Below are 23,161 nucleotides of genomic sequence, written 5' to 3' on the forward strand. Positions count from 1 at the left end.
CGGCTACTTTACCTTTACTAACTTTTACTTTTGGTACGGCTTTTATTTTAGGCCGTCGCCCCGGGTAGAGGTGTAATTTAGGTAGCAGGTACTAAATTCCGAACCGAAAGCTGGGGTGGCAGGACTCTCCTCCCCCTTTACGGTTCGAAGCAGATCAAAGTAAACATCGAACATCATACAAGGGCCGGGGGAGCAATCCTCCGGCCCTTTCGCTTTCGGGGACCAAAGGAGCGTGAGTATGATCGTGGTAATGAAGGCAGGAGCGGCTAAGAAGGACAGGGATGCGGTAACGAAGAGGATCAAGGAGCTTGGGTACACCGCGCACATCATCCGCGGCACGCTGCGCGACGTGATCGGCGCGGTCGGGGACGAGCGCGGCAAGAGCGTCTTGCAGACCATCGAATCGATGCAGGGCGTTGAGAGCGTGGTTCCCATCCTGCAGCCGTACAAGCTCGCGTCGAAGGAAGTGAAGAAAGAGCCGAGTGTGGTGCGCATCTCGGACACCCTCGCCATCGGTGGCAAGGAACTGGTGGTGATGGCCGGTCCCTGTTCCGTTGAGAACGAGGAGCAGATCATCGAGTCCGCCATCGCCGTCAAGGCGGCCGGAGCGCAGATGCTGAGGGGTGGCGCCTTCAAGCCGCGCACCTCCCCATACTCCTTCCAGGGGCTTGAAGAAGAGGGGCTCAAGCTTCTTGCCAAGGCCCGCGAGATCACCGGGCTTCCCTTCGTCACCGAAGTCATCGATCCCGACTCCGTCGATCTCGTCGCCTCCTACTCCGACATGCTCCAGATCGGCGCCCGCAACGCTCAGAACTTCGCCCTTCTGAAGAAAGTGGGGCAGATCAACAAGCCGATACTTCTGAAGCGCGGCATGTCCATGACCATCCAGGAATTCCTGATGAGTGCCGAGTACGTGATGAGCGAGGGTAACCAGTCCGTCATCCTGTGCGAGCGCGGCATCAGGACCTTCGAGACCGCCACGAGGAACACCCTCGACCTCTCCGCGATTCCCGTGTTGAAATCGAAGACCCATCTTCCCATCGTCATCGACCCCTCACACGGCACCGGGCATTACAACTACATCGCCCCGATGTCGTACGCAGCGGTAGCCGCCGGAGCCGACGGTCTCATCATCGAAGTGCATCCCGATCCCGAGAAAGCCTCCTCCGACGGTCCGCAGTCGTTGAAGCCGAAGAAGTTCCACGCCCTGATGGACCGTCTCAGACTCTTCGCTGAAGCAGCCGAGAAGACGCTGTAAAACAGGAGATGGGGGGGCAGGAGGGGCAGTATTCCCCCTCCCAGCCTCCCCCCTCCGGGGAAAGGAGTTTTGCGCCCCCCAGCTTCACCGGCCCGCAGGGTCCACTGTTTTGACCGGCGCTGGCGCAAGTTCCCATTCCGTGTATGCTTTCGGAGAACTTTGCCCGGAGGTGAACCATGTTACTGCGCCCCTTGACGCTTCTTGTGCTGGTCGTCTTCATGCTCGCCACCGTCCCCGCCGCCGAAGCAGCAAGACGCGGCACCGGCTCTGCCGGTCAAACCGCAACCACCGGCCAGGCCGAGGTGCTTAGCGACTTCGAAACCATCCTCGACCTCTGGCGCGACGGCAAATACGAAGAGCTCTACCAACGCACCACCGGCGGCAAAGACAGCAAGGAAAAGTTCACCGCCAAACTCTCCTCCGCGCCGCGCAAGCCCGCCTGCTGCTGGGAAAAGATCCAGGAACCGCGGGTGACCATGAAAAGCGCCCGCACCGCGGTGGTGCACGCACGCCTGGGCTTCGAAGCCAGCACACCCGGCACCGAGTTCGTCACCAAGGGGATCAACCTCAAGAAGGAGTCGTCCGGCTGGAGCATCTCGCAATCCGACCTCTACTCCCTGGCCGACCTGACCGGCAAGAAGCGCCGCTACCGCTACATCCCCGTCCAGCCCGTAAAGTGACCGCATCCGGCACCCACTTGAACGGCTAAACGCCCGTCACACTGATGATCCCGCTTGACCCGTGCCACCCCTTTAGGTACTCTAGGCGGATGTCATTAAAACAGAATAGCAACGTCATCAATAAACCCGAACTTCTCTCACCCGCCGGCTCTCTGGAGGCCTTTTTCGCCGCCATGGAAAAGGGAGCCGACGCGGTCTACGCAGGTCTCAAGGACTTCTCGGCACGCGCCAAAGCGAAGAACTTCAGCCTCTCCCAGATGGAGCGCATGACCGCCTACGCCCACGGCAACGGCAAAAAGGTCTACGTCACCCTCAACACCCTGGTTAAGGAAGCGGAACTGCCGCTTCTCGTCGACAACCTGGCCGCACTCGAGGCGATGCGGGTGGACGGCGTCATCCTGCAGGACCTCGCCGTCGCGCGTATCGCGCGTGAATACTTCCCCGGCATCCCGCTGCACGCATCGACCCAGATGACCATCCACAACTCGCTCGGGGTGCGCCAGCTCGAGGAATTAGGCTTCGAGCGCGTGGTGCTCGCCCGCGAACTCCACATCGACGAGATAAAGCACATCGTCTCCACCTGCGACGCCGAGATCGAATGCTTCATCCACGGCGCCCTCTGCTTCTCCATCTCGGGACAGTGCTTCTTCTCCTCCTTCCTAGGCGGCCACAGCGGCAACCGGGGGCGCTGCGCGCAGCCCTGCCGGCGCCAATATAAATATAAGGGGAAGGAAGGGTACTACCTTTCCACCAACGACTTCTCCAGCATCGAAATGATCCCGCACCTGATGGACGCCGGGGTCCACTCCCTGAAGATCGAGGGGAGGATGAAGTCCGCGGAGTACGTGGCGAGCGTCATCGGCGCCTACCGCATGGTGCTCGACGCGGCGCCGGGCGAGCACGCGGCGAAGGTCGCCGAGGCCAAGGAACTCCTGAAACGCTCCTTCGGGCGCGTCCCCACCAAGGGTTTCCTCGCCTCGCAGCACCCGACCGACATCTCCACCCCCTCCATCAAGGGGGCGACCGGCCGTTACCTGGGGGACATCCGCGAGATCCGCGGCAACCGGATCAGCTTCGACACCCGCGACCGCCTGCACGTGGGCGACCGCGTCAGGGTTCAGCCCAAAAGCGACATGGCGGGACGCGCCTTCACCATAAAAGAGCTCTACCTGGGCGGGAAGAAGGTCATGAACGTGAAGGAGAACACCATGGTCTCCACACCGTCCCCCTTCCCGTTCAAGCTCGGCGACTCGGTGTTCAAGGTTTCTTCGGAAACCGCCTTCACCATGAGCGAAAACGCCTGTCTCAAACGCCTGGAGAACGTCAAGGGTGACAGCATCCCCTGCAAGCTGACCCTCTCATACGCGGACGAAAAGATGCGGATAGACGCCCAGGTGCTGGGAAGCGAGCTCACGACCGAGTTCGAGCTGGGCGAACTGGAGCCTTCGCACACAAGTGACATGGAGGGGGTGCTGCGCGCACAGTTCTCAAGGTGCGGAGAAACGCGTTTCACCCTCGCCTCGTTCGCTGCCACGGACTTCCCTGCGCTCATGATTCCGCCGCCGAAACTCAAGGAGATCCGGCGCAACTTCTACACCTGGCTTGCCGAGCACGCGCTCGGCTCCTTGAAGGAAAGAAGTGCCAAGGGACGCGAGCGGGCATATGCAGCTCTTGTCGCCAGACGTCCGGGACCGGCGCGGGGCAAAGAGGAACTCGCGGTCAGGGTCGAACAGGTAAAGGACTGGCACGAACTGCACCGCGATATGGTCGACGCCGTGATCCTGCCGGTGTCCAAGGCAAACATGCACCAGTTGGGTCCGTTCTCGAGAAAACTCAAGGGGAGCGAGCAGAAGGTGATCTGGCAGCTTCCTTTCATCATCTTCGAGGCGGACGTACCCTTCTACCGTGAAGCAGTAGAGGCGATCATGCGCGCCGGATTCCGCCGCTTCGAGCTCACCAACATCTCCCAGTTCCAGTTCTTCAAGGGGACCGACGCCGAGTTAAACACGGACTACCGGCTCTTCTCGCTGAACAGCCAGGCGCTTCTTTCCTGGCAGGAGATGGGGGTCACCCGCGCGACGCTCTACATCGAGGACGACAAGGAGAACCTCGCCCGGCTCTTGGCCTGCGACCTCAAGGTGAACCGCGCCGTGCTTCTCTACGCGCCGGTCCCGGTGATCACCTCGAAGATCTCCATCAAGGAGGTGAAGGGGGACGTCCCCATCGCCTCTGACCGCGGCGACCTATATTCCGTAAAGGTGAAGGACAACCTGACCGTCGTGAACGCGCAGACGCCGTTCGCCATCACGCAGCACCGAAACGAGCTGCGCCAATTGGGGTGCGGCAGCTTCGTCCTCGACCTTTCGCTCTTGCAGCAGCCGGAGCGTGACCGGGTGCTGGAGGCGTTCCGCAAAGGTGTCGCGGTCCCCGGCGCTTCCGAGTTCAACTACACCGCGGGGCTCGTTTAGGCGATGGGGATCATCGATCGGATCAAGGGACGCATACAGGACCGGCTCAACGATCCCGCTTTCATGGGACTCATTCAGGAGCAGAGCCTGAAAGATCTCCTGGTCCGCCGTGAGTTCCGCATCACAGAAGAGTACCTGCAGCGCGAGTTCATGAAGAAGGCGCTCGACGACGAGCTCGTGGAGTTCAACCTCACCATCGGCGACGGCTACGGGGAGCTGTCCGGCAGGCTGAAAAAGCGGCTCGTCCCTTTCGCCATCCCGTTCTCGGTGAGCTTCACCATTGAGGGGCTCGAGTTCAGCGCCGCGCGCAAGTGCGTCTTCCTGAAACTGGGACCGGTAGCACCGCTGGACCTCGAGTGGCTCACCAGGAAGGTGGTGGAACGGATTCCGTTCATGAGCCTGTCCGGTGAGATGCTTGTCTGCGATTTGAACCGGGTGCCCCGCCTCGCCGAGCTTTTCGCCCAGCGGGTCAAGGGGATCAGCATCTGGGATTACATTACATTGAAAGAGCTCTGGCTTAAGCGGGGCGAAATAGGAGGAAGGGTGGGGGTGGTTTTATGACGGATTATCTGGTACGGGCCATGGCCAAATCGGGGACGGTAAGGGCGTTGACCTGTGTCACAACGGCAACCGTGAGTGAGGTCTGCCATCGTCACGGCACGCTTCCCACGGCCACCGCCGCCCTTGGGCGTGCGCTCACCGCGGGTGCCATGATGGGAGCGCTGATGAAGACCGGACAACGGGTCGCACTGCGCTTCGAAGGTAACGGCCCCCTCAAGAAGATCGTCATAGAGGCTGACGCGAACGGCAGCGTGCGCGGCTATGTGGGCGACCCGCAGGTGCACCTGCTCCGTCCCGATGGGGCGCTCGACGTCCCCAACGCCCTCGGTCGCGCCGGGTTCATCACCGTTGCCAAGGACCTGGGTCTCAAGGAGCCGTACCGCGGCATGGTGCAGCTCTACACGGGCGGCATCGCCGAAGACCTGGCGCTTTACCTCGTGGAGTCCGAACAGATCCCGTCCGCCGTCGGCATCGCCGAGTTCATCGAACAGGACGGCGAGGTCGCCGCATGTGGCGGCTTCCTGATCCAGGCCATCCCCCCCATCGATCCGCTGGTGATCGAGGAACTGATGACCAGGATCGAGCAGCTCCCTCCGTTGAGCGACTTGCTGCAACAGGGAAAGACCCCGGAGGAGATCATGGCACTGCTTCTCGCCGGGATCGACTATGAGATCCTTGAGAAGCGCGCCGTCGGCTTCGCCTGCAGCTGTGGCCGCGAGCGCATCGAGCGCGTGCTCATCTCCATGGGGAAGAAGGAACTGTCCTCCATGCTCGCCGAACAGCACGGCAGCGAGGTGACCTGCGAGTTCTGCGGCGAGAAATACACCTTCGCCGAGAGCGATCTGGAACGACTCATCAGCGAAATAGCCTGAAAGCTTTAACGCAAAGGCGCGAAGGCGCGGAGACGCAAAGGGAACATCCTCACCTTCCGGGCCTTCTCCTGCCGTAGATTTCGGCCCGCAGGCGGGAGAGGGTCTCGGTGATAGCAGGTTTCCTTTGCGCCTTAGCGCCTCCGCGTCTTTGCGTTGATAGCCTTTCGGCTTCTCCTTTATTTTTGCGTTATACTTTCCCGGTGCCGCCACACATTAAATCGATCCGGGAGGTGCTCCATGAGAATACACGACATCACCGTCGCCCTGTCCCCCGATCTCCCCACCTATCCCGGTGATCCCCCCATGACCGTCGATCCTTGGCAACGCATCGCCAAGGGGGACGATGCTAACGTATCCCGCATCACCCTCGGGACCCACGCCGGAACACACATCGACCCCCCGCGCCACTTCAACGACACCGGCATAACGGTGGACGAAATCCCGCTCGACCTCCTGATCGGAAAGGCACTGGTCGTGGAGATCAAGGGGGTGAAGAGGATCGGGGCGGAGGAACTGGAGAAGGCGGGCGTGAAGGGGGTGGAACGTCTCCTGATCAAGACGGACAACTCCGCTTTTTGGGAAGACAAGGGGTTCCACGAGGAGTTCACCGCGCTCACCGCGGAGGGTGCCCACTACCTGCACAAGCACAAGGTGAAACTGGTGGCGGTCGACTATCTCTCCGTCGAACCGATGGACGGCGACGGCGAAGTGCACCGGATCCTTTTAAACGGGGGCGTCCCGGTGATCGAAGGGGTGAACCTGACCGGAGTAGCACCGGGAGAATACCAGTTGATCTGTCTGCCGATGAAACTCAAGGACGGGGACGGGGCGCCGGTGCGGGCGCTTCTTGTAGGGAACCCCGCCGCGGCGTCGCAGACGGAATTCGATCCGCACACAAGCAGGTGGCCCCTTTCGTAGGAGGGTGGCCTAACGCAGGATGAAGGGGGACCATTGGTCCCCCTTCGTGTTTCCGATAGTTACAGAGCCTTCTTCTTGCAGCACTCCTTCGGGGCCGGCTGGCCGGCCGACTGATCGGGCTGCTGCATCTTGGCGCATTTCGCGCAACCGGCGGCCGTGGAAGCAACCTCGGCCCCTTTCATTTTGGGGCACTTGTCGCACGCAGGCATGGTCGCGGCACCCTTCGGGCATTTGTCACACGCGGGCTTCGCAGCAGCACCCTTCAACGGGCAATTGGGGCACGGCGCCTCCTTGTCCATATTGGCCGCTTTCGGGCAGTTCGGACACGGAGCGGCGGCACCCTGCTCGATGGCGTCTGCCTTCGGGCAATTGGGGCAGGGAGCCTGCTGAGCCTCGGCCATCTTCGCGCACTTGTTGCAGCCCGGCTGCATCGTACCCTGCTGCTCACCCCATACCGCAAAAGCCCCGGCCACCAGCAAAACGACCGGCAACAGCACCAGCAAAATTCTCTTCTTCATGTAACCTCCCTTTTCTTATTCTTTCGCCTCAATGACTGAGGCTGTTCTTGCTTTAGTGACTCGAGCGGTCCGGGCGAATGATTATTCGCCCCTACCCCGCCGGCTGTTCCTGCTGTTCGAAGACGCCCTGCGGTGCTGCCGCTAGAAAATCCGCGTCGAGCGGCGCCACCGCCTCGATGACCTTCCCCTTGGGGCCGGTGAAGCGCATGGCCCGGCAGTGCAGCATCATGCGTGCGGCCGGAACGCCCCCGTAGCTCTCGTCCCCAATGATCGGGAAACCTGAGTGGGCGAGATGTACGCGGATCTGGTGCGTGCGACCGGTAAGCGGCTTCGCCTCGATGGCGCTCACACCGTTACCTTCACCCAAAACGTAGAAGACGGTGCGGGCGGGTTTGCCCTTAAGCGACACACCGTAACGGAACTTGCTCACCTTATCGAGCGGCGCATCCACCTTCCAGCTCTGCTCGTCGGGAGACCCGGAAACCAGCGCCCAGTAGGTTTTCTGCACCTTCCCCTCCTTCAGGAGGTTCGAGATGAGGGTTGCCGCCTGCTTATGCTTGGGGAAAAACATGACGCCGCTCGTCCCGCGGTCCAGCCGGTGCACCACGCGGGAAGGATCGCGCAGGCCGATGCTCTTCATGTAGCACTCGACCGCGTACTCCACGGTTCCCTTCAACTGGTACGGGGTGCGCTGGCTGTTGAAACCGACCCCTTTGTACACGGCAATAAAGTCCTTGTCCTCGTAGAGCAGCTCGTGCTTTTGATAGACGAGATCGATGCAGCGCTCGGCATCCATGAGCCCCAGGGCAAGCTCCTCCCCTTCCTTCACCTGGCGCGACGCCACGCGGACCAGCGTCTGGTTCAGGTTGCAGCCGCCCCAGTCTATGACGCGGCGGATCTCCCCCTTGGAGAGTTGCGGGAAAATCGCCTTCGCGGCGTCGTCGAGCCTCAGCCCGGCCTGTTCAGCATCTATGCGTGCGGTAAGTATCATGCGATATGTCTCTGGGCGCGCAGCAGCGCGGCTATGGTTTTTCCGTCGGTGATACGGCCGTCCGCCGCCATCGCCACGGCTTCGGCAAAGGGGACCTTCTCGCAGGAGATCTCCTCGTAATCCTCGGGCTCGGCGTCACCCTGGGTAAGACCGGTGGCGAGGTAGAGGTGGATCTTCTCGTCGAACACCCCGGGGGATGGGTGCAAAAGGCCGAGCGATATCAGCTTCTCCGCCTTGAGCCCCGTCTCCTCGATGAGCTCGCGCTCCGCGCACAGCTGCGGGTCCTCTCCTTTGGAAAGTCGCCCGGCGGGGATCTCCAGCAGGAAGTCCCCCACCGCGGGACGCAACTGGCGGATAAGCGTGATGCAGCCGTCGTCGTGTAACGCGAGAACGGCCGCGCCCCCGGGATGGCGCACGACCTGATAGGTGTACCACCCCTGGCTGCCGATCAGGACGTCCATCTGCTCGACATCCACAACGAGGCCGGTAAAAATTAGGGATCGGTTCTTGGTTTCCATGGTCACCCCCGGAAGATACATACCATTTCCCCGGTATTTTGGCCACGCAGAAATTGTGAGCGAGCGGCGGGACTTTTGTTGCGGGCACCGCTGTCACTTCCCGAGTGCTTCGATGGAAGAAACGGTGGATAATATCTTGGGCATCTGCTATCCTTTGGGCTTTATCCAACAATATCAAGGAGAATAGAAAATGGCACAAGCTAAAGAAGGGGACCGCGTAAAGGTTCATTATACCGGCAGGCTCGACGACGGCACCGTGTTCGACAGCTCCGAGTGCGGCGAGGGCGAGTGCGGCCACGACCACGGCCCGTTCGAGTTCACCGTCGGCGCCGGCCAGGTCATTCCGGGCTTCGACGCAGGCGTTAAAGGGCTCGCCGTCGGCGAGAGCAAGACCATTCACATCCCGGTCGACGAGGCATACGGCGAGAGGATGGAAGAGATGATCGCGGTTGTGCCGCGCACCGAGCTTCCGCCGGAAATGAATCCTGAAGTGGGGCAGCAGCTCGAAGTCACCCAGCAGGACGGCCAGATCTTCAACGTCATAGTAACCGAGGTGACCGACGAATCGATCACCATCGACGCCAACCACCCGCTGGCAGGCCAGGCGCTCAACTTCGACCTCAAGCTGGTTGAGATCCTCTAGACCTCACCGCCCAGGCAATAAAAATCCCCTCCCCGTTACGAGGAGGGGATTTTTTTATCCCGTTTGTCCCGATGCCGTCTAGTTTTCAGGCATGAAGTGCTGCTCGTAAAGGTCCTCGAGTTCCTGCAGGTGGCGGGACTCGTCGGCGAGCATCTTCTTGAAGAGCACCGCCATAGGCGCCCCTTCGCAACCGCGGGACATCCTGTCGTAGAAATCGATGGAGCCCTTCTCCAGGTGGATGGCATAGGCCAGGGCATCGCGTGCGGTCGATCCGGAGTGGAGGTCCTTTTTCGGCAGGACGTAGCCAAGGTTCATGGTCGGCACCGGCTGTTGCAACCCTTCCCCCCCCTTCATCTCGCCTTCCACCAGCGCCTTTTCCAACTGGTGCTTATGCTCCAGCTCGTCGAACGCCGCTTCCTTGATGATCTGGCGCGCAGCCTTGTCTTTCACGACTTTCAGTGCGGCAAGATACGCACGGTACCCTTCGTTCTCCATCTGGGCGGCCATTTCTATCGCTGCTTCGAATGTGTAACAGACATCACCTTGCTCAGCCATGGACGGTCTCCTGTAGCGTTTGTTTGTGAAAGGCTTTTTAACACAAGAAGCTCCGAAGCACAAGATCTTGTATACACTTTCCCCACTAAAATGGAGATTGGGGAAAGAGCTGTTACACTAACGACGGTATTATGACTTTGAAAAGGGGAGCCTACAGCACTGTTCCCCGTACCGGAGGGCATATGTTGATCTTTTTGACTGGCGGTACCGGCTTCATCGGCGGACACGTCCGGGAGGCGCTGCTAGAGCGCGGGCACAGCATCCGGCTTCTCGTGCACCGTAGAAGTCCCGCCGCCGTCGAACCCGGTGTCGAGGAGATCGAGGGGGACGTGACGCGTCCCGAGACCTACGAGGATGCGGTGCGCGGCTGCGACGCCACGATAAACCTGGTCGGCATCATCCGGGAGTTCCCCGGGCGCGGTATCACCTTCCAGCGCCTTCACGTCGAGGCCACCCGCAACGTCATAGCCGCAGCAAAAAAGGCGAAGGTGCACCGCCACCTGCAGATGTCCGCCCTCGGCACGCATGCCGACAGCACCGCCCGCTATTTCAAGAGCAAGCACGAAGCGGAAGAAGAGGTCCGCCGCTCAGGACTCGACTACACCATCTTCCGTCCTTCCATCGTCTTCGGCCCGAAGGACGACTTCATCAACAAGCTCGCGGGATACCTGCGCAGTTTTCCCGCCATGCCGGTGATCGGCGACGGCGAATACCAGTTGCAGCCCATCGCCGCCGACGACGTCGCCCGTTGCTTCGCCAATGCCCTTGAGCGTCCCGACACCGTGGGGCAGGAGTACGACCTCTGTGGTCCGGACCGCTACACCTATAACCAGCTTCTGGACACCATCGGCAAGGTGATGGGGAAAAGTCACGTCGCCAAGATAAACAACCCGCTCCCCCTCATGCGTCTCATCGTCCCCTTCTTCGAGGGGTTCTCCTTTTTTCCCGTCACCTCCGACCAGATCGCCATGCTCGTGCAAGGAAGCACCTGCGACGGCAGCTGGCGCAGCACCTTCAACTTCGAGCCGATAAGATTCGAACCCGGCATCCGCAGTTACCTAAGGCCATAGCCCCCTCAGGCCCTCTTTAGCCCTCTCCGCTTCCCTCCTTCACAGGAGCGTCTTCGAAAAGAGCGGGCGAGCATTGAGTACGACCTCCCCACGAAGCACTGCATGCCCCCTCAGGTCCCCCCCTTTGCGAAGGGGGGACAGGGGGGATTTGCTTCTTGCGCCTCTCCTGTCACCCCAGTCCCGTCCCATAACTCCGCCGCATCTTTACTCCGCAGCCCCTTTCACGTATAGTGAGTCACCCTCATCAAGGAGAGTGCAACGCATGGGCGAGACTGTAAGATTCGGCATTTCCATGGACGACCAACTGCTGGAGAGCTTCGACCGGCTCATCGAACAAAAAGGTTACGCCAACCGCTCCGAGGCGATCCGCGACCTGATCAGGGCCGCCCAAGTCGAACTCGATTGGGAGGAAGGCGAAAAGGAAGGGGTCGGAACCGTTACCCTGGTTTACAACCATCACGTGCGCGACCTCTCCGACAAGCTGACCGAGCACCAGCACGCGCACCACGACCAGATCATCTCCGCCCTGCACGTCCATCTTGACGCCCACAACTGCCTGGAGGTCCTGGTGGTCCGCGGCAAGGCCCGTGACGTGCGCAGGATCGCCGACGAGCTGATCGGCGTGAAAGGCGTGAAACACGGCAAGCTCGTCATGACCACCACCGGAGAGGGCCTTCACTGAGACTATAGCTCCCCTCGCCCCCCGGGAGAGGGGCCGGGGGTGAGGGCGAAGCCACTGGGGAAGCATTCGGAAGCAGAAAAGGTTTGCAAAAAGGACGCATGAGCAAGAAAGACGACCACTACTGGATGGGCAAGGCCCTAGAGCAGGCGGGCAAAGCGGAATCGATAGGCGAAGTCCCCATCGGCGCCGTCATCGTGAAGGATGGCGCCATTATCGCGCGCGGACACAACCTGCGCGAGAGCAAGCAGGATCCCTCGGCACACGCCGAGATGATCGCCATACGCAAGGCCGCCAAGAAACTCGGCAGCTGGCGCCTCACCGGCGCGACCCTCTACGTCACCCTCGAACCCTGCACCATGTGCATGGGGGCCATCATCCTTTCCCGGATCGACCGTGTCGTCTTCGGAAGCTACGACCCCAAGGGAGGGGCAGCCGGCTCCCTCTTTGATTTTTCCGACGACAAACGGCTGAACCACAGCGTGGTCCTCACCCCCGGCGTCCGCGGGGAAGAGACATCAACTATTCTCTCCAGTTTTTTCGCGAAGTTGCGTGCACAGAAGAAAAAGGAGAAAGGCATCCCTGCCTGCTGAGAAAATAAATCTAAATCTTTAGTGCAGTTGAGCCGAAACTTAGAGCATTGATATATTTTCACTCGCTCTGAGAGGGGCTTATGCAACTAGAAGAAATCACCCCCGACTCCATTATGGCGACCCATCACGAGATCTCACGGCTGGCCGCCTATACGGAAGAACTCCTGCAGGGGACAATTGCGTCCGAGGAGCACGCCCGATACAAGCTGACCGCCGTGCTGCGGGTCTACAGCGAGCTTGGGCTCATCTGGCGCATTCTGTCCGAGATAGACACGAGAGGCGTACTCACAAAGACCCAGCGTCAGTATCTGCAAGACTTTTACGCTGGCCTCACATACTGATGAGGGGTACCAAACAGGGCTTGAATTTCTGTTTGGAATAAGGTATATCTTTCTGCTCCGACGAACACGAGTCGTCCGAAAGAGCATATCCGGAGAGATGTCCGAGTGGTCGATGGTGCCTGACTCGAAATCAGGTGTACCGAAAGGTACCTAGGGTTCGAATCCCTATCTCTCCGCCAACTTACAAAAAGGCCAGTCATGATGACTGGCCTTTTTGTCGTTTTATGTAGCAGATATGTACAAGCGGTTGAAGAGAGCTGCCGTGACGGGGTTCACTCCCCCATCTCTTCGTGGTCATTTCTTCCGCGCTTCGCGATGCGCCGCCAGGTCGAAGAAGCCGCTCTCACCATGCGCCCGCCACTACAAACAGTTCAAGGCTGATCAAGTCATCCACGAAATGCATGCCAAGTCGCTCGAACAGCCTGCACGATCCGTAGCAGGCATTCCAGAGGGTACGATCGAGATCGAAGGCTGCATGAGCCTGGATGACGCCGTCATCTAGCGGAGCGATGGTCGCAGGGATGCTGATCTCCCGGGTGATATCTCTTATTTTCAACTTTCCTGTGACAATCCCTTTGACTGCGTTTAACGAATTCTCTTCCCTGGTTTCCCATCCCGTCGAGGTGAACGAAGCTGTCGGAAAACGATCCACAGCGAAGAAATCGTCGGATTTAAGGTGGCGGATCAGCACATCGCGCCAACCATCATCCAGCAGATCCAGATTGGATATGCTGGTCATGTCCAGCTCGATATGCCCTCGGGAGAGCTTTCCGTCCGTGATGGACAGTTCTCCCGCCTTGATGCCGATGCGGCCGTAGTGCCGTTTGTTCAGGTTTCGGCCGATCCACTCCAAGGTGCTTTTTTCTGTGTCGATCCGGTAGGCGCCATCCCGCAACCCCAATGGGGCCGCCTTTTCTTTTACCTCGAGCGGCAGTCCTTCCCTGCGCCAAGCGGCAAGCCCGCCGGCCAGCACGGAGACCTTGGCGTAACCGGCTTGCTGAAGCCGTTCGTAGGCCAATTCGGCAGATCGGGTCGTGCCGGTGGCGTCGTAGAGGATCAGTTCCCGATTTCGATCAGGAACCAGTTCGGCAATCAGATCGAGAAAGGCAATCTCATAGACACAGGCGTTCAGGGCACCGGCCACATGGCAGACGGCATAATCCTCCGGCGTCATCACATCGATCACCACAGCACCTTTCTGGAGGCTCAGCATCATTTGGTTGGATGACAAGGTATGGCTCATGGCACTCGCTCCTTCTCGCGCGATGTTAGACTAGAACCTGTAGGTCAGCCAAGTCGTCACATAGTCAACATCCTCTCCGGGGCCTTTCTGTTTCAGGAAGGGGCCCGCAAAAAATGACCGTGAATTGCGGCGAACAGCAGGTGACAATCAGACCGCCGTACCGAATATGGCGCCTATTGCCGCCGTGGCCGCCATCGCCAGGGCTCCCCACAAAGCAACACGAACTGCCCCGACAACAACGCTTGCCCCCCCGACTCGCGCGGCCAAAGCACCCAGAATCCCCAGACACAAAAGTGAGCCGCCTGCCACCACGGGAATGAAATAGGCAGATGGACTGAACAAGGCGATGAGTAGCGGCAAGGCTGCACCCACTGAAAAAGTTACTGCAGAGGCCAGTGCCGCCTGAAGGGGACGGGCGATGACTATTTCCGAAATTCCCAGTTCGTCGCGCGCATGTGCCTCTAGCGCATCGTGTGCCATAAGCTGCTCGGCGACCTGCCTGGCGAGCGAGGGATCAAGTCCTCTCCCGACATATATGGCCGCCAACTCCTGGCACTCAGTCACAATGTCCGTCTTAAGCTCACGTCGCTCACGGTCAAGGTCGGCCTTCTCGGTGTCTGACTGTGAACTGACGGACACATACTCTCCCGCCGCCATCGACATGGCACCTGCCACCAAGCCCGCTACCCCCGCTAAGAACACATCACCGCGCACTGCGTTGGCGGCTGCCACCCCCACGACGAGGCTTGCAGTCGAAAGGATTCCGTCGTTTGCGCCAAGTACCGCTGCTCGCAGCCAACCGATCCGGGTTGCGTAGTGCTGCTCCAGATGCTTAGGCATCTTCCCCACCTGTGGTTTTGTTATTGGTTCTATCGCGCGCCAAGGTCCTGGAGTTTCTAAGCGTGCCTGCCGTGCTTTCGAGCCGGAACATAATAAGGGGGGCAGGCCGGGCGCCTATCCCCCCATGAGGGACACATCTAACTTTGGCGAAATACTAACTACGCTGAAAGCTTTCCGGCGAAACATAGAAGGTAACTGATATGGATTATACCATCCGTAAACCTGCAGTCGAGGTGGGTATGTATTCTGGACTCCGGGTCTTTGTAGCGATTTCTGACAAATGCTGCGTATCTGAACACTGTCTCATATCACCCAGCTTGACGCCTCTATTTGCGTGCTTGCCAAGAGGTGTTTTTGATATAATGAGAGCCTGAAGCAGAAGAAAACTCGGATGGAGGTGGGGCATGAACATAGCAAAGACTGTCATCCGTTCTCTCTGTGTCCTATCGCTCGTCGCAAGTCTTTCCGGCGTAACACCAACTCTTGCGGCGAACGAAAACCCCGCGGGTGATCTGACTAAGGACTTGAAGGAAATGCCGGTACTAACCGGGGACACGTGGCTTACCCTTCAGCCTGAGGCGAAAATCACTTTTGTATGGGGCATCGGACACGTGGTGACCATCGAGGAAAACGTGATCCAGCGACACCCCGAGCTAAAAAGACAGGGTTTCGCCGCGAAACTGGCGGAAGGCCTCCGTGGCGTTCCCATGGAGACCATAATCAAGGACATCGATGGTTACTATCTCAGCAATCCCGATGACCGCGATATTCCGGTCATGCGGGTGATCTGGACGCAGATCGTCAAACCTAAACTGAAAACAGGCATAGCCGACCAGCCGTTGGCCGGTTCAGGCGGACCATAGGCCGGCAAGGAGGCAGCGCATGAGAGCTATGAGATATCTGGCCGTCGTGCTGCTGGTGGCATTTAGCTTTGGGTGTGTCGGAATGTCGCGCCAGCAGCAAAGTACATTAAGCGGTGGCGCCATAGGTGCCGGCGGCGGCGCGCTGTTAGGTGGGCTCACGGGCGGAAGCCCCGCAGTCGGTGCGATACTTGGTGGCGCAGCGGGCGCCCTGACAGGGTTCATCCTCGGAGACCCCAACTCCGGACACCGTTACCAGCGGCGCTGAGGCTGACGACACGGCCTGAACCATCCTCGGTGCACGAGGGCCGTGCCGACATAAAGAAGAGCAATAGACATAGAAAAGCCGGTCCCGGGTGCTCAAGCAGTTGCACCCAGGGACCGGCTTTTGTCGCTTCAATCTTTCAACTGCTCCTTCACGGTCTTGATGAACCGGCCGAAGGCCTTGTTCTTCTTCCAACGACCAGACCGTACCCGGCCGCTAGTCGAAGCTAGAACGCCGGGATGATCGCAGCCCCGTATTTCTCTTTGAGGAACTGCTTCAGCTCGGGGGACTGCAATGCCGCCACCAGCTTCTTGATATCCTCGCGCGTCTCCTCTCCCTTGCGCACCACGATGATGTTGGCGTAGGGAGATTTGGCGTCCTCGCGAGCGATCGCGCTCTGCGGGTCGATCTTCGCGTCCAGAATGAAGTTGGTGTTGATCACCGCGCCGTCGACGTCGGGAAGGGTACGGGTAAGCTGCGCAGCCTCGACCTCGACAAACTTGATGTTCTTCGGATTCTCCACGATGTCCTTCGGCGTCGCCTGGAAGTTGGAGATGCCCGGTTTCAGCTTGATGAGCCCCTGCTTCTCCAGGAGCGCCAGGGCGCGGTACTCGTTGGAGGGGTTGTTAGGAACCGCGATCTGCGCGCCGGTTTTCAGTTCGGCGACGCTCTTGATCTTATTCGAGTAGAGCCCCATCGGCTCCACGTGGATGCTGCCGGCCACGTGGAACTGGTAGTTCTTCTCCTTCACCACGGCCTCCAGGTAAGGGACGTGCTGGAAGTAGTTGGCGTCGATCTGCTTCTCGGCGAGCGCCGGGTTCAGCTGCACCTCGTCGTCGAAGGTCACCACTTCGAGGTTCACGCCCTGCTCCTTCAATTTGGGTACGACGAATTTGAGGATGTCGGCGTGCGGAACCACCGCCGCCCCTACCTTCAGGGTCTTTCCGGCCGTCGACGCCGCACCTTCGGTGCCCTTACCGGCCTCACCTTCTTTTTTCTTGCAACCCACCGCGGCCACTACAACCAGTGCCAATGCGACCAAGGCGAGGCTCAGCCTGCCGTTAAATCTGTTCATCATCTTTGTGTTCCTCCGTTTGGATATAAGGCCCTTTAGCCGAGCCGGTGTTGGTTTCTGTTGATCCGTCGCGCCAGTCGATCGCCGCTCCACTGCACCCCCTGGACAAAGATGACCAGAATGAGAACGGTCGCAAACATGACGTCCTCACGGTAGCGCATGTAGCCGTAACGGATGGCGAGGCTGCCGAGCCCCCCGGCCCCGATGGCTCCTGCGGTCGCCGTGAACCCGGTTATGGTGATCACCGCGAGGGTCAGCCCAAGCACAAGCGACGAGAGCGCCTCAGGAATCAGTACCTTCCGCACGATCTGCAGCGGAGTGGCCCCCATGGCAAGGGCAGCTTCCACCTTGCCGCGGTCAACCTCCTTCAAGCTGTTCTCTATGATGCGGGCGAGAAAAGGGGCGGCGGCGATGGAGAGCGGAACGGCGGCGGCCGTAGCTCCCAGCGTGGTCCCCACCAGAAAGCGAGACAGCGGCAGCAGCAGCACGATCATGATTATGAAGGGGAAGGAGCGGGTAATGTTGATCACGGTGCCGAGGACGCGGTTCAGCCGCGGGGACTCCAGGACGTGGCCGGTCGAGGTGATGACAACCAGCACCCCGAGAGGGAGTCCCAGCACGACGGCGGCGACGGTGGACAACACCACCATGTAAAGGGTTTCTCCGAAGCCGGTCAACAGCATCGGTATCAGGTCTTCGTTCATCGTTACCACCTCCTCTCCTCTCTAGATGCCGGCGCCGGAGCCCTGCAGCAGTGTGCTGTGTTCCAGGAAAAGTCTCATGGTCGCGCTGGAGGGCGCAGAGAATACCGCATCCACCGGCCCGGACTCGACGATCTCGCCGCGGTCCAGGACCGCCACCTTCCCGCAGATCTGCCGGATCACGCTCATTTCGTGGGTAATGAGGACGATGGTGAGGCCAAGCTTGCGATTGATGTCGGCCAGCAGTTCGAGGATGGACCTGGTCGTCTGCGGGTCGAGCGCCGAGGTGGCCTCATCGCTTAGGAGCACTTCAGGGTGGTTGGCAAGGGCGCGGGCGATGCCGACCCGCTGCTTCTGCCCACCAGACAACTGCGCCGGATAGCTGCCGGCCTTATCGGATAGCCCGACCAGATCAAGAATCTCCGCGACCCGCCGCGTGATCTCCTTACGGGGGAAGCCGGCCAACTCGAGTGGGAAGGCGACGTTGCCCTGCACCGTCCTCGAATCGAGCAGGTTGAAGTGCTGGAAGATCATGCCGATCTTTTTGCGGGCATCCCGCAACTCGTGTGTTGCCAGCCCGGTGATCTCCCTTCCGTCAATGACGATGCTGCCGCTGTCCGGCTCTTCGAGGCGGTTCAGGCAGCGGATCAATGTGGACTTCCCCGCTCCGCTCAGGCCTATGATGCCGAAGATGTCCCCTTTTTTCACCTGCAGGGTCACGTCGCGCAGCGCGTGATACGATCCTCGCGGCGTATGGTACTGTTTGTTCAGGCTGTCGATGGTAATCACTTGCCCCCCGTGACTGCGGGCTGACACAAAAAAGATGGCAAGGGAGCTTTCTTACACCTCCAGCTCTCTGTCCAGCTTCCGGCGTCTCCGACTTAAACTTTTAACTTCGGAGACTTATATCAAATTTGACAGGAGAACTCAACTTTTAATCATAGCATAGTCCCTCTTCAGCGGCGTGATTTAGCGCCGTCCCGCGAAGGTGCGCCCGCGGCTCGACCACGTGCAACATCGTTTGGCGGCAAAAACGGCGCCCCAAAGGCGTGACAGCCGCGATGACTGCGGAGCGGCTATCCAAATCCTCCCGCTTTGGTCTCCTTGAATTCTCTGTACTTAAAAACCCTACCATGGACATCAACAATGGCGGTAAGTTTGATATCACAGTGCATCTCGAGTTCTTGCAGTTGTTCGATCGCATAGTCTCCTACCGCGTCCTGCAGTTCACTTATCGTGAAAAACAATGACAAACCTTCATCAAATTCTTCATTCGTTACACTATCAGACCATTTCATAAACTTCCGGCGCTCGCTTGGCGGCAGCTTCCTCGCCATGATTTCCGTGAGAATGGATTTGCTTCCTGCCATACCGTCCTCCCCTAATATTCAGTTGACTTCCGCTGTTTGATGCGGTGCCCGCTTCCGAATCGACTGGTGACGGGTCGCCATGGTGGAAAACCGCACTTCTCACGTTAAACTTTAACAACAATTTCATTCCAGGAGGATGCCATGCTCAAATCTTCCTCAGCTTCATACATACGGAGCTATGACAGAGCAATCAGACTGATTCAGAGGCATCTGGGCGACAGAATCAGTATACCATTCCGCCTCCAACTGCAGGGTTGTTCTTACCAATTCGGCGACGCCCCCCCGTTAATCTCATTCACGATCAACGACCGCAACGGGTTGGCTGCGCTTTGCAGTTTCGATGAGCTTAAGTTCTGTGAAGCATACATGTCCGGCAGCATCGATATCGAAGGGGACATGCTGCAGCTCCCGGGTTTCAGAAGCATCTTGACCGACAGGCATGTACTCGACTATCTGTTGAGCAGGATGCTTCCATTGTTCATCGGCCAGACGCACACAAACCAAAAGGCCATTGCACGCCACTACGAGCGCGATGAGGACTTTTTCCTTACCTTCATGGACGCAACCCGCTGCTATTCGCAGGCGGTGTTCGAGCGGGATGACGAAAAACTGGAGACCGCCCAGTTACGAAAACTCGAATTTGCCCTTTCCTCCTGTCTTGTGAAGCCGGGGGATCGGGTCCTCGATGTAGGTGGAGGATGGGGAACCTTTACGGAATATGCCGGCAAACGCGGAATCCGCGTCACCTCGCTGACAATTTCCGGACAGTCCGAGCAGTATATCAAGGATGTAATTCTGAAGTTCGAACTCCCCTGCAAGGTGATTTATCAGGATTTTTTCGACCACGCAGCAACCGAGTCCTACGATGCCATCGTCATTCTGGGTGTAATGGAACACCTCTCGGATTACCATGCCGTTATGCGGCAGTTCCGGAAGTTGCTGAAGCCTGGTGGAAGGGTGTATCTGGATGCCAGCGCCTATAGGGAAAAGTATTCAAAGCCTACTTTCATCTCACGGCACGTTTTCCCGGGCAATCACTCCTATTTCTGCTTGCGCGAGTTCATAAAGGAAGTTGATAAAACCGAATTTGAGGTCATGTCCGTCCACAATGATCGTCATAGCTACTACCTTACCTGTAAGGCATGGGCGGAAAACCTTGATGCTGCCAAAGATGTCATTGTGGAGCGCTGGGGAGAAAGGCTCTACCGTACGTTCAGACTTTACCTATGGGGCTCCGCTCATTCTTTCTTAAACCACGGATTGGAAGCCTACAGGGTGGTGTTGGAACGACCGGCCGAGGCGAACTTGCGTCGTCAGTAGCGTGCCCCCCCGGTTATGAGGAGCGTTGGCGCACCGGGGCGTCATACGGCGGGGCTTTTCAAGTTCCTGCCCATGTGGCGGAAAAACAGCCTCTTCACCACTTCCACAGACAGAAGATAGGCGAGCAGTATGGAGGTCAGGATGAGAAAAAAGAACGCCGGCGGCGCCACAAAGCCAAGGTGAACCCCCATGGGGGTGAACGGCAACATCACGGCCACCGTCACCGTCATCAGCGCGAAAAACACGAGCCATGGATTGGGCCGGCTCAGGAAAGGGTTTTTGCGGGTGCGGATGATGAAGATAACCAACACCTGAGTGGCCATGGACTCCACGAACCAGCCTGTATGGAAGAGCGCTTCCCCGGCATGGAAAACTTCGAGCATCACGTAAAAGGTTAGGAAGTCGAAGATCGAGCTGACCGGTCCGACGGCCAACATGAAGTTGCGGATGAAGTTCATGTCCCAATGGCGCGGATGGCTCAGGTCGTCGTCATCCACCCGGTCCAGTGGAATCGGAAGCTCCGATACGTCGTAGAGGAGGTTGTTGAGCAGGATCTGCACCGGCAGCATCGGGAGGAAGGGGAGAAAAAGCGAAGCCCCGGCCATGCTGAACATGTTGCCGAAATTGGAACTGGTGCCCATCATGATGTATTTCATGATGTTGCCGAAGGTGCGGCGCCCTTCCAGGACGCCGGCGTGGAGGACCCCCAGGTCCTGCTCCAAAAGGATCATGTCGGCGGCCGCTTTCGCCACGTCCACGGCGCTTTCCACCGAAATACCGACGTCGGCGGAATGAAGCGACGGGGCGTCGTTGATGCCGTCCCCCAGATAACCCACCACATGCCCGCGCCTCTTCAGGGCGAGGATGATGCGGTTTTTCTGAGCCGGTGACACGCGGCAGAAGAGGTTCACCTGCTCCGCCCGAGCGGAGAGTGCCGGATCGTCCAGCCGCTGCATTTCCGCCCCGGTAAGCACGCCGGTTACGGGCAGCCCGAGTTGGGAGAAGATGTTCTGGGTCACCAGTTCGTTGTCGCCTGTTATGATCTTGACCGAGACGCGATCTGCCGCAAGTCCCGCCAGGGCAGCTTTCGCGCTGACTTTGGGCGGGTCGAGAAAAGCTGCGAACCCCGCAAAAACCAGTTCCGATTCATCGCCTACCACCGCATGAGGATGGTCCGGACCAACCTGCCGCGAAGCGATCCCCAAAACCCGGAACCCCTCCCGGCTCAGCGCCTCGAACTGCGCGTCGATGCCGGAGCGTGCCGCCGTATCGAGGGGATGCGACTGCGTCCCTCCATCCGTCTCATATCGCACCGAAAGCCGCAGGATATCCTCCGGGGCCCCCTTTACGACGAGCAGCCTGTTCGCGCCGTTGTCAAGGAGCACCGAAATCCGGCGACGCTCGAAGTCGAACTGCACCTCATCGATCTTCTTCCAGCCGCTGACCACGATCTCGCCATGCTCCAGGATGGCGTCATCCAACGTGCTCTTAAGCCCGGTCTCGAAATAACTGTTGTAGTAGGCCAACTCCAAAACCCGCTGGCTTTCTTTTCCAGATGGATCCAGATGGCGTTCCAGGTGGATTCGGGCCTCCGTCAAAGTGCCGGTCTTGTCGGTGCAAAAGACATCCATGCTCCCTAAGTTGTGGATCGAGCCGAGCCTTTTCACTATCACCTTGTTGGCCGCCATACGCAGCGCACCACGCGACAGGGTCACCGATACGACCATGGGCAGCAGTTCGGGGGTGAGCCCCACCGCGAGAGCCACGGCAAACAGGAACGATTCAAGCCAGGGGCGGTGGAAGTAGGCGTTCACCAGCAGCACGAACAGTACAAGAAGTACCGTCATGCGCATGATGAGGATCCCGAACCGGTGGGTTCCCTCCTCGAAGGCGGTGGGTGGCGCCTTTGCCAGCAGGGTATCGGCGATCCTGCCGAGCTCCGTCTCCTGTCCGGTGCTGCAAATCAGCACCTTGGCGGTGCCGCTTACAACTGACGTCCCCATAAGCACGCTGTTTACTGCGGCGAGCACTTCGGGCTCATCCGGCAACTCGGCCGGGGATTTTTCCACTGGAAATGCTTCCCCGGACAAAAGCGCCTGGTTTACGAAAAAGTCCTTTGCCTCCAGCAACCGCCCGTCACCCGGCACCAGATCCCCGGCGGCAAGCAGCACCACATCACCCGGCACCATCTCGGCAAATGCGATATCAAGCACCCCACCGTCGCGCAGCACCTGTCCGCGCACCGTCACCGACTGGCGCAACCGATCGGCCGCCTGCCCGGCCCGGTACTCCTGGACGAAGTCGAGCGTTACGCTGACAAGGACGATGATGCCTATGATGATGAAGCTTGTTGCGTCGCCGGTGAAGGCGGAGAGGGCGCTGGCGGTAAGGAGGATTATGACCAGGGGGTTCTTGAACTTGGAGATGAATTGCAGGAACAACGCCTTTTTGCGCTCACCATGGATGAGGTTGGGGCCGAACCGGGCCAGGCGTAAGGACGCCTCGGCGCTGTCTAGTCCGTCAGGGCTCGAACCCAGCGACTCTAAAAGCACCGGGATCGATAGTTGCCAGAAGGAGGGAACCGCTTTGACCGTAGGTGCAGGCATGATGAGTTTCTCCGTCCATCAAGGCTTCCACGCTCTTAAGACCGGCTGCGCTGCCACCAAAGTTTCGCCTTCTCGTCCCGGCGCTCCTGTAAATCGACTGTTCGGAGATCACTTACCGGGTAGCGCCTGCTCGTGAAAGTGTGCGCTCTTGTCACATTGAGAGCCCGCCACTCTCACGGCAGTCGCCGTGTAAAATTGTAACATGTTCGCCGGCAG

General features: G+C 59.2%; 25 protein-coding genes and 1 tRNA gene. 15 read left to right on the forward strand and 11 right to left on the reverse strand.

The window, feature by feature from the left end; translation table 11 throughout:
* Positions 1-238: 238 nt before the first annotated feature.
* The 6 genes from aroF (at position 239) to E8K79_RS11390 (ending at position 6,757) form a co-directional block, all read left to right on the forward strand.
* Complete coding sequence (gene aroF, locus E8K79_RS11365; RefSeq protein ID WP_135869430.1) at positions 239-1,258, forward strand: 3-deoxy-7-phosphoheptulonate synthase; 1,020 nt, start codon at positions 239-241, stop codon at positions 1,256-1,258.
* A gap of 176 nt (positions 1,259-1,434) precedes the next feature.
* A complete protein-coding gene (locus E8K79_RS11370; protein WP_136514849.1) occupies positions 1,435-1,938 on the forward strand; it encodes a hypothetical protein in 504 nt (167 codons plus the stop codon).
* Positions 1,939-2,027: 89 nt separating this feature from the next.
* Complete coding sequence (locus E8K79_RS11375) at positions 2,028-4,406, forward strand: peptidase U32 family protein (protein WP_136514850.1); 2,379 nt, start codon at positions 2,028-2,030, stop codon at positions 4,404-4,406.
* A 3-nt stretch (positions 4,407-4,409) separates the two neighbouring features.
* Positions 4,410-4,967, forward strand: coding sequence for a hypothetical protein (locus E8K79_RS11380; RefSeq protein WP_136514851.1), 558 nt, complete (start codon positions 4,410-4,412; stop codon positions 4,965-4,967).
* Positions 4,964-5,839, forward strand: coding sequence for an Hsp33 family molecular chaperone HslO (gene hslO, locus E8K79_RS11385; RefSeq protein ID WP_136514852.1), 876 nt, complete (start codon positions 4,964-4,966; stop codon positions 5,837-5,839). The genes E8K79_RS11380 and hslO overlap by 4 nt, the downstream gene beginning before the upstream one ends.
* Before the next feature lie 237 nt (positions 5,840-6,076).
* The gene (locus tag E8K79_RS11390; RefSeq protein ID WP_136514853.1) at positions 6,077-6,757 is read left to right on the forward strand and encodes a cyclase family protein; all 681 of its coding nucleotides are present in this window, start codon (positions 6,077-6,079) and stop codon (positions 6,755-6,757) included.
* Between the two features lie 59 nt (positions 6,758-6,816).
* Here E8K79_RS11390 and E8K79_RS11395 read toward each other — a convergent pair whose 3' ends face one another.
* The 3 genes from E8K79_RS11395 to E8K79_RS11405 form a co-directional block, all read right to left on the reverse strand.
* Positions 6,817-7,275 (reverse strand): hypothetical protein, encoded by a 459-nt coding sequence (locus E8K79_RS11395; protein WP_136514854.1) that lies wholly within the window; start codon positions 7,273-7,275, stop codon positions 6,817-6,819.
* A gap of 91 nt (positions 7,276-7,366) precedes the next feature.
* Complete coding sequence (locus E8K79_RS11400) at positions 7,367-8,266, reverse strand: RluA family pseudouridine synthase (RefSeq protein ID WP_136514855.1); 900 nt, start codon at positions 8,264-8,266, stop codon at positions 7,367-7,369.
* Positions 8,263-8,784, reverse strand: coding sequence for an NUDIX hydrolase (locus E8K79_RS11405; protein ID WP_136514856.1), 522 nt, complete (start codon positions 8,782-8,784; stop codon positions 8,263-8,265). Before E8K79_RS11405 ends, E8K79_RS11400 begins: the two co-directional genes overlap by 4 nt.
* Positions 8,785-8,974: 190 nt before the next feature.
* Here E8K79_RS11405 and E8K79_RS11410 point away from each other — a divergent pair, with 190 nt between their 5' ends.
* Positions 8,975-9,427 carry an FKBP-type peptidyl-prolyl cis-trans isomerase gene (locus tag E8K79_RS11410; protein ID WP_135869421.1) on the forward strand — a complete coding sequence of 151 codons (453 nt, stop codon included), beginning with the start codon at positions 8,975-8,977 and terminating at the stop codon, positions 9,425-9,427.
* A gap of 78 nt (positions 9,428-9,505) precedes the next feature.
* Here the strand turns inward: E8K79_RS11410 and E8K79_RS11415 are convergent, their stop codons facing one another.
* Positions 9,506-9,982, reverse strand: a complete 477-nt coding sequence (locus tag E8K79_RS11415) for a ferritin family protein (RefSeq protein WP_129124617.1) — start codon at positions 9,980-9,982, stop codon at positions 9,506-9,508.
* Between the two features lie 182 nt (positions 9,983-10,164).
* Between E8K79_RS11415 and E8K79_RS11420 the strand changes: the two genes are divergently transcribed.
* From E8K79_RS11420 to E8K79_RS11440, 5 genes are all read left to right on the forward strand, one after another.
* A complete protein-coding gene (locus tag E8K79_RS11420; protein WP_136514857.1) occupies positions 10,165-11,052 on the forward strand; it encodes a complex I NDUFA9 subunit family protein in 888 nt (295 codons plus the stop codon).
* A gap of 262 nt (positions 11,053-11,314) precedes the next feature.
* Entirely contained in the window at positions 11,315-11,734 is a 420-nt protein-coding gene (gene nikR / locus E8K79_RS11425; RefSeq protein ID WP_012531991.1) for a nickel-responsive transcriptional regulator NikR, read from the forward strand.
* 98 nt (positions 11,735-11,832) lie between these two features.
* A complete protein-coding gene (tadA, locus tag E8K79_RS11430) occupies positions 11,833-12,324 on the forward strand; it encodes a tRNA adenosine(34) deaminase TadA (protein ID WP_136514858.1) in 492 nt (163 codons plus the stop codon).
* 80 nt (positions 12,325-12,404) lie between these two features.
* Positions 12,405-12,665: a hypothetical protein gene (locus E8K79_RS11435; protein ID WP_135869418.1), complete on the forward strand. Its 261-nt coding sequence runs from the start codon at positions 12,405-12,407 to the stop codon at positions 12,663-12,665.
* Positions 12,666-12,756: 91 nt separating this feature from the next.
* Positions 12,757-12,844, forward strand: a tRNA-Ser gene (locus E8K79_RS11440).
* Positions 12,845-13,008: 164 nt separating this feature from the next.
* Here E8K79_RS11440 and E8K79_RS11445 read toward each other — a convergent pair.
* On the reverse strand, positions 13,009-13,908 hold the full coding sequence (locus E8K79_RS11445) for a YceI family protein (RefSeq protein WP_136514859.1): 900 nt from the start codon (positions 13,906-13,908) through the stop codon (positions 13,009-13,011).
* Between the two features lie 147 nt (positions 13,909-14,055).
* Positions 14,056-14,748 carry a VIT1/CCC1 transporter family protein gene (locus E8K79_RS11450; protein WP_136514860.1) on the reverse strand — a complete coding sequence of 231 codons (693 nt, stop codon included), beginning with the start codon at positions 14,746-14,748 and terminating at the stop codon, positions 14,056-14,058.
* A 404-nt stretch (positions 14,749-15,152) separates the two neighbouring features.
* Here E8K79_RS11450 and E8K79_RS11455 point away from each other — a divergent pair, with 404 nt between their 5' ends.
* Positions 15,153-15,611, forward strand: a complete 459-nt coding sequence (locus tag E8K79_RS11455; RefSeq protein WP_136514861.1) for a hypothetical protein — start codon at positions 15,153-15,155, stop codon at positions 15,609-15,611.
* A 19-nt stretch (positions 15,612-15,630) separates the two neighbouring features.
* Complete coding sequence (locus tag E8K79_RS11460; protein ID WP_135869401.1) at positions 15,631-15,876, forward strand: hypothetical protein; 246 nt, start codon at positions 15,631-15,633, stop codon at positions 15,874-15,876.
* Between the two features lie 223 nt (positions 15,877-16,099).
* Here the strand turns inward: E8K79_RS11460 and E8K79_RS11465 are convergent, their stop codons facing one another.
* The 4 genes from E8K79_RS11465 to E8K79_RS11480 all read right to left on the reverse strand — a co-directional run bounded on the left by E8K79_RS11465 (position 16,100) and on the right by E8K79_RS11480 (position 19,019).
* On the reverse strand, positions 16,100-16,951 hold the full coding sequence (locus tag E8K79_RS11465) for a MetQ/NlpA family ABC transporter substrate-binding protein (RefSeq protein ID WP_198419814.1): 852 nt from the start codon (positions 16,949-16,951) through the stop codon (positions 16,100-16,102).
* A 32-nt stretch (positions 16,952-16,983) separates the two neighbouring features.
* The gene (locus E8K79_RS11470; protein WP_135869400.1) at positions 16,984-17,652 is read right to left on the reverse strand and encodes a methionine ABC transporter permease; all 669 of its coding nucleotides are present in this window, start codon (positions 17,650-17,652) and stop codon (positions 16,984-16,986) included.
* 21 nt (positions 17,653-17,673) lie between these two features.
* Positions 17,674-18,438: a methionine ABC transporter ATP-binding protein gene (locus E8K79_RS11475; RefSeq protein WP_136514862.1), complete on the reverse strand. Its 765-nt coding sequence runs from the start codon at positions 18,436-18,438 to the stop codon at positions 17,674-17,676.
* A 287-nt stretch (positions 18,439-18,725) separates the two neighbouring features.
* Positions 18,726-19,019: a hypothetical protein gene (locus E8K79_RS11480; protein WP_136514863.1), complete on the reverse strand. Its 294-nt coding sequence runs from the start codon at positions 19,017-19,019 to the stop codon at positions 18,726-18,728.
* A gap of 141 nt (positions 19,020-19,160) precedes the next feature.
* On the opposite strand from E8K79_RS11480, the gene E8K79_RS11485 reads away from it, so the two are divergent.
* On the forward strand, positions 19,161-20,339 hold the full coding sequence (locus E8K79_RS11485) for a class I SAM-dependent methyltransferase (RefSeq protein WP_136514864.1): 1,179 nt from the start codon (positions 19,161-19,163) through the stop codon (positions 20,337-20,339).
* A 41-nt stretch (positions 20,340-20,380) separates the two neighbouring features.
* Here E8K79_RS11485 and mgtA read toward each other — a convergent pair whose 3' ends face one another.
* Positions 20,381-22,945, reverse strand: coding sequence for a magnesium-translocating P-type ATPase (gene mgtA, locus E8K79_RS11490; protein WP_136514865.1), 2,565 nt, complete (start codon positions 22,943-22,945; stop codon positions 20,381-20,383).
* Positions 22,946-23,161: the final 216 nt, after the last annotated feature.

Origin of the sequence: Geomonas edaphica (assembly GCF_004917075.1) — a bacterium.
GTDB lineage: Bacteria > Desulfobacterota > Desulfuromonadia > Geobacterales > Geobacteraceae > Geomonas > Geomonas edaphica.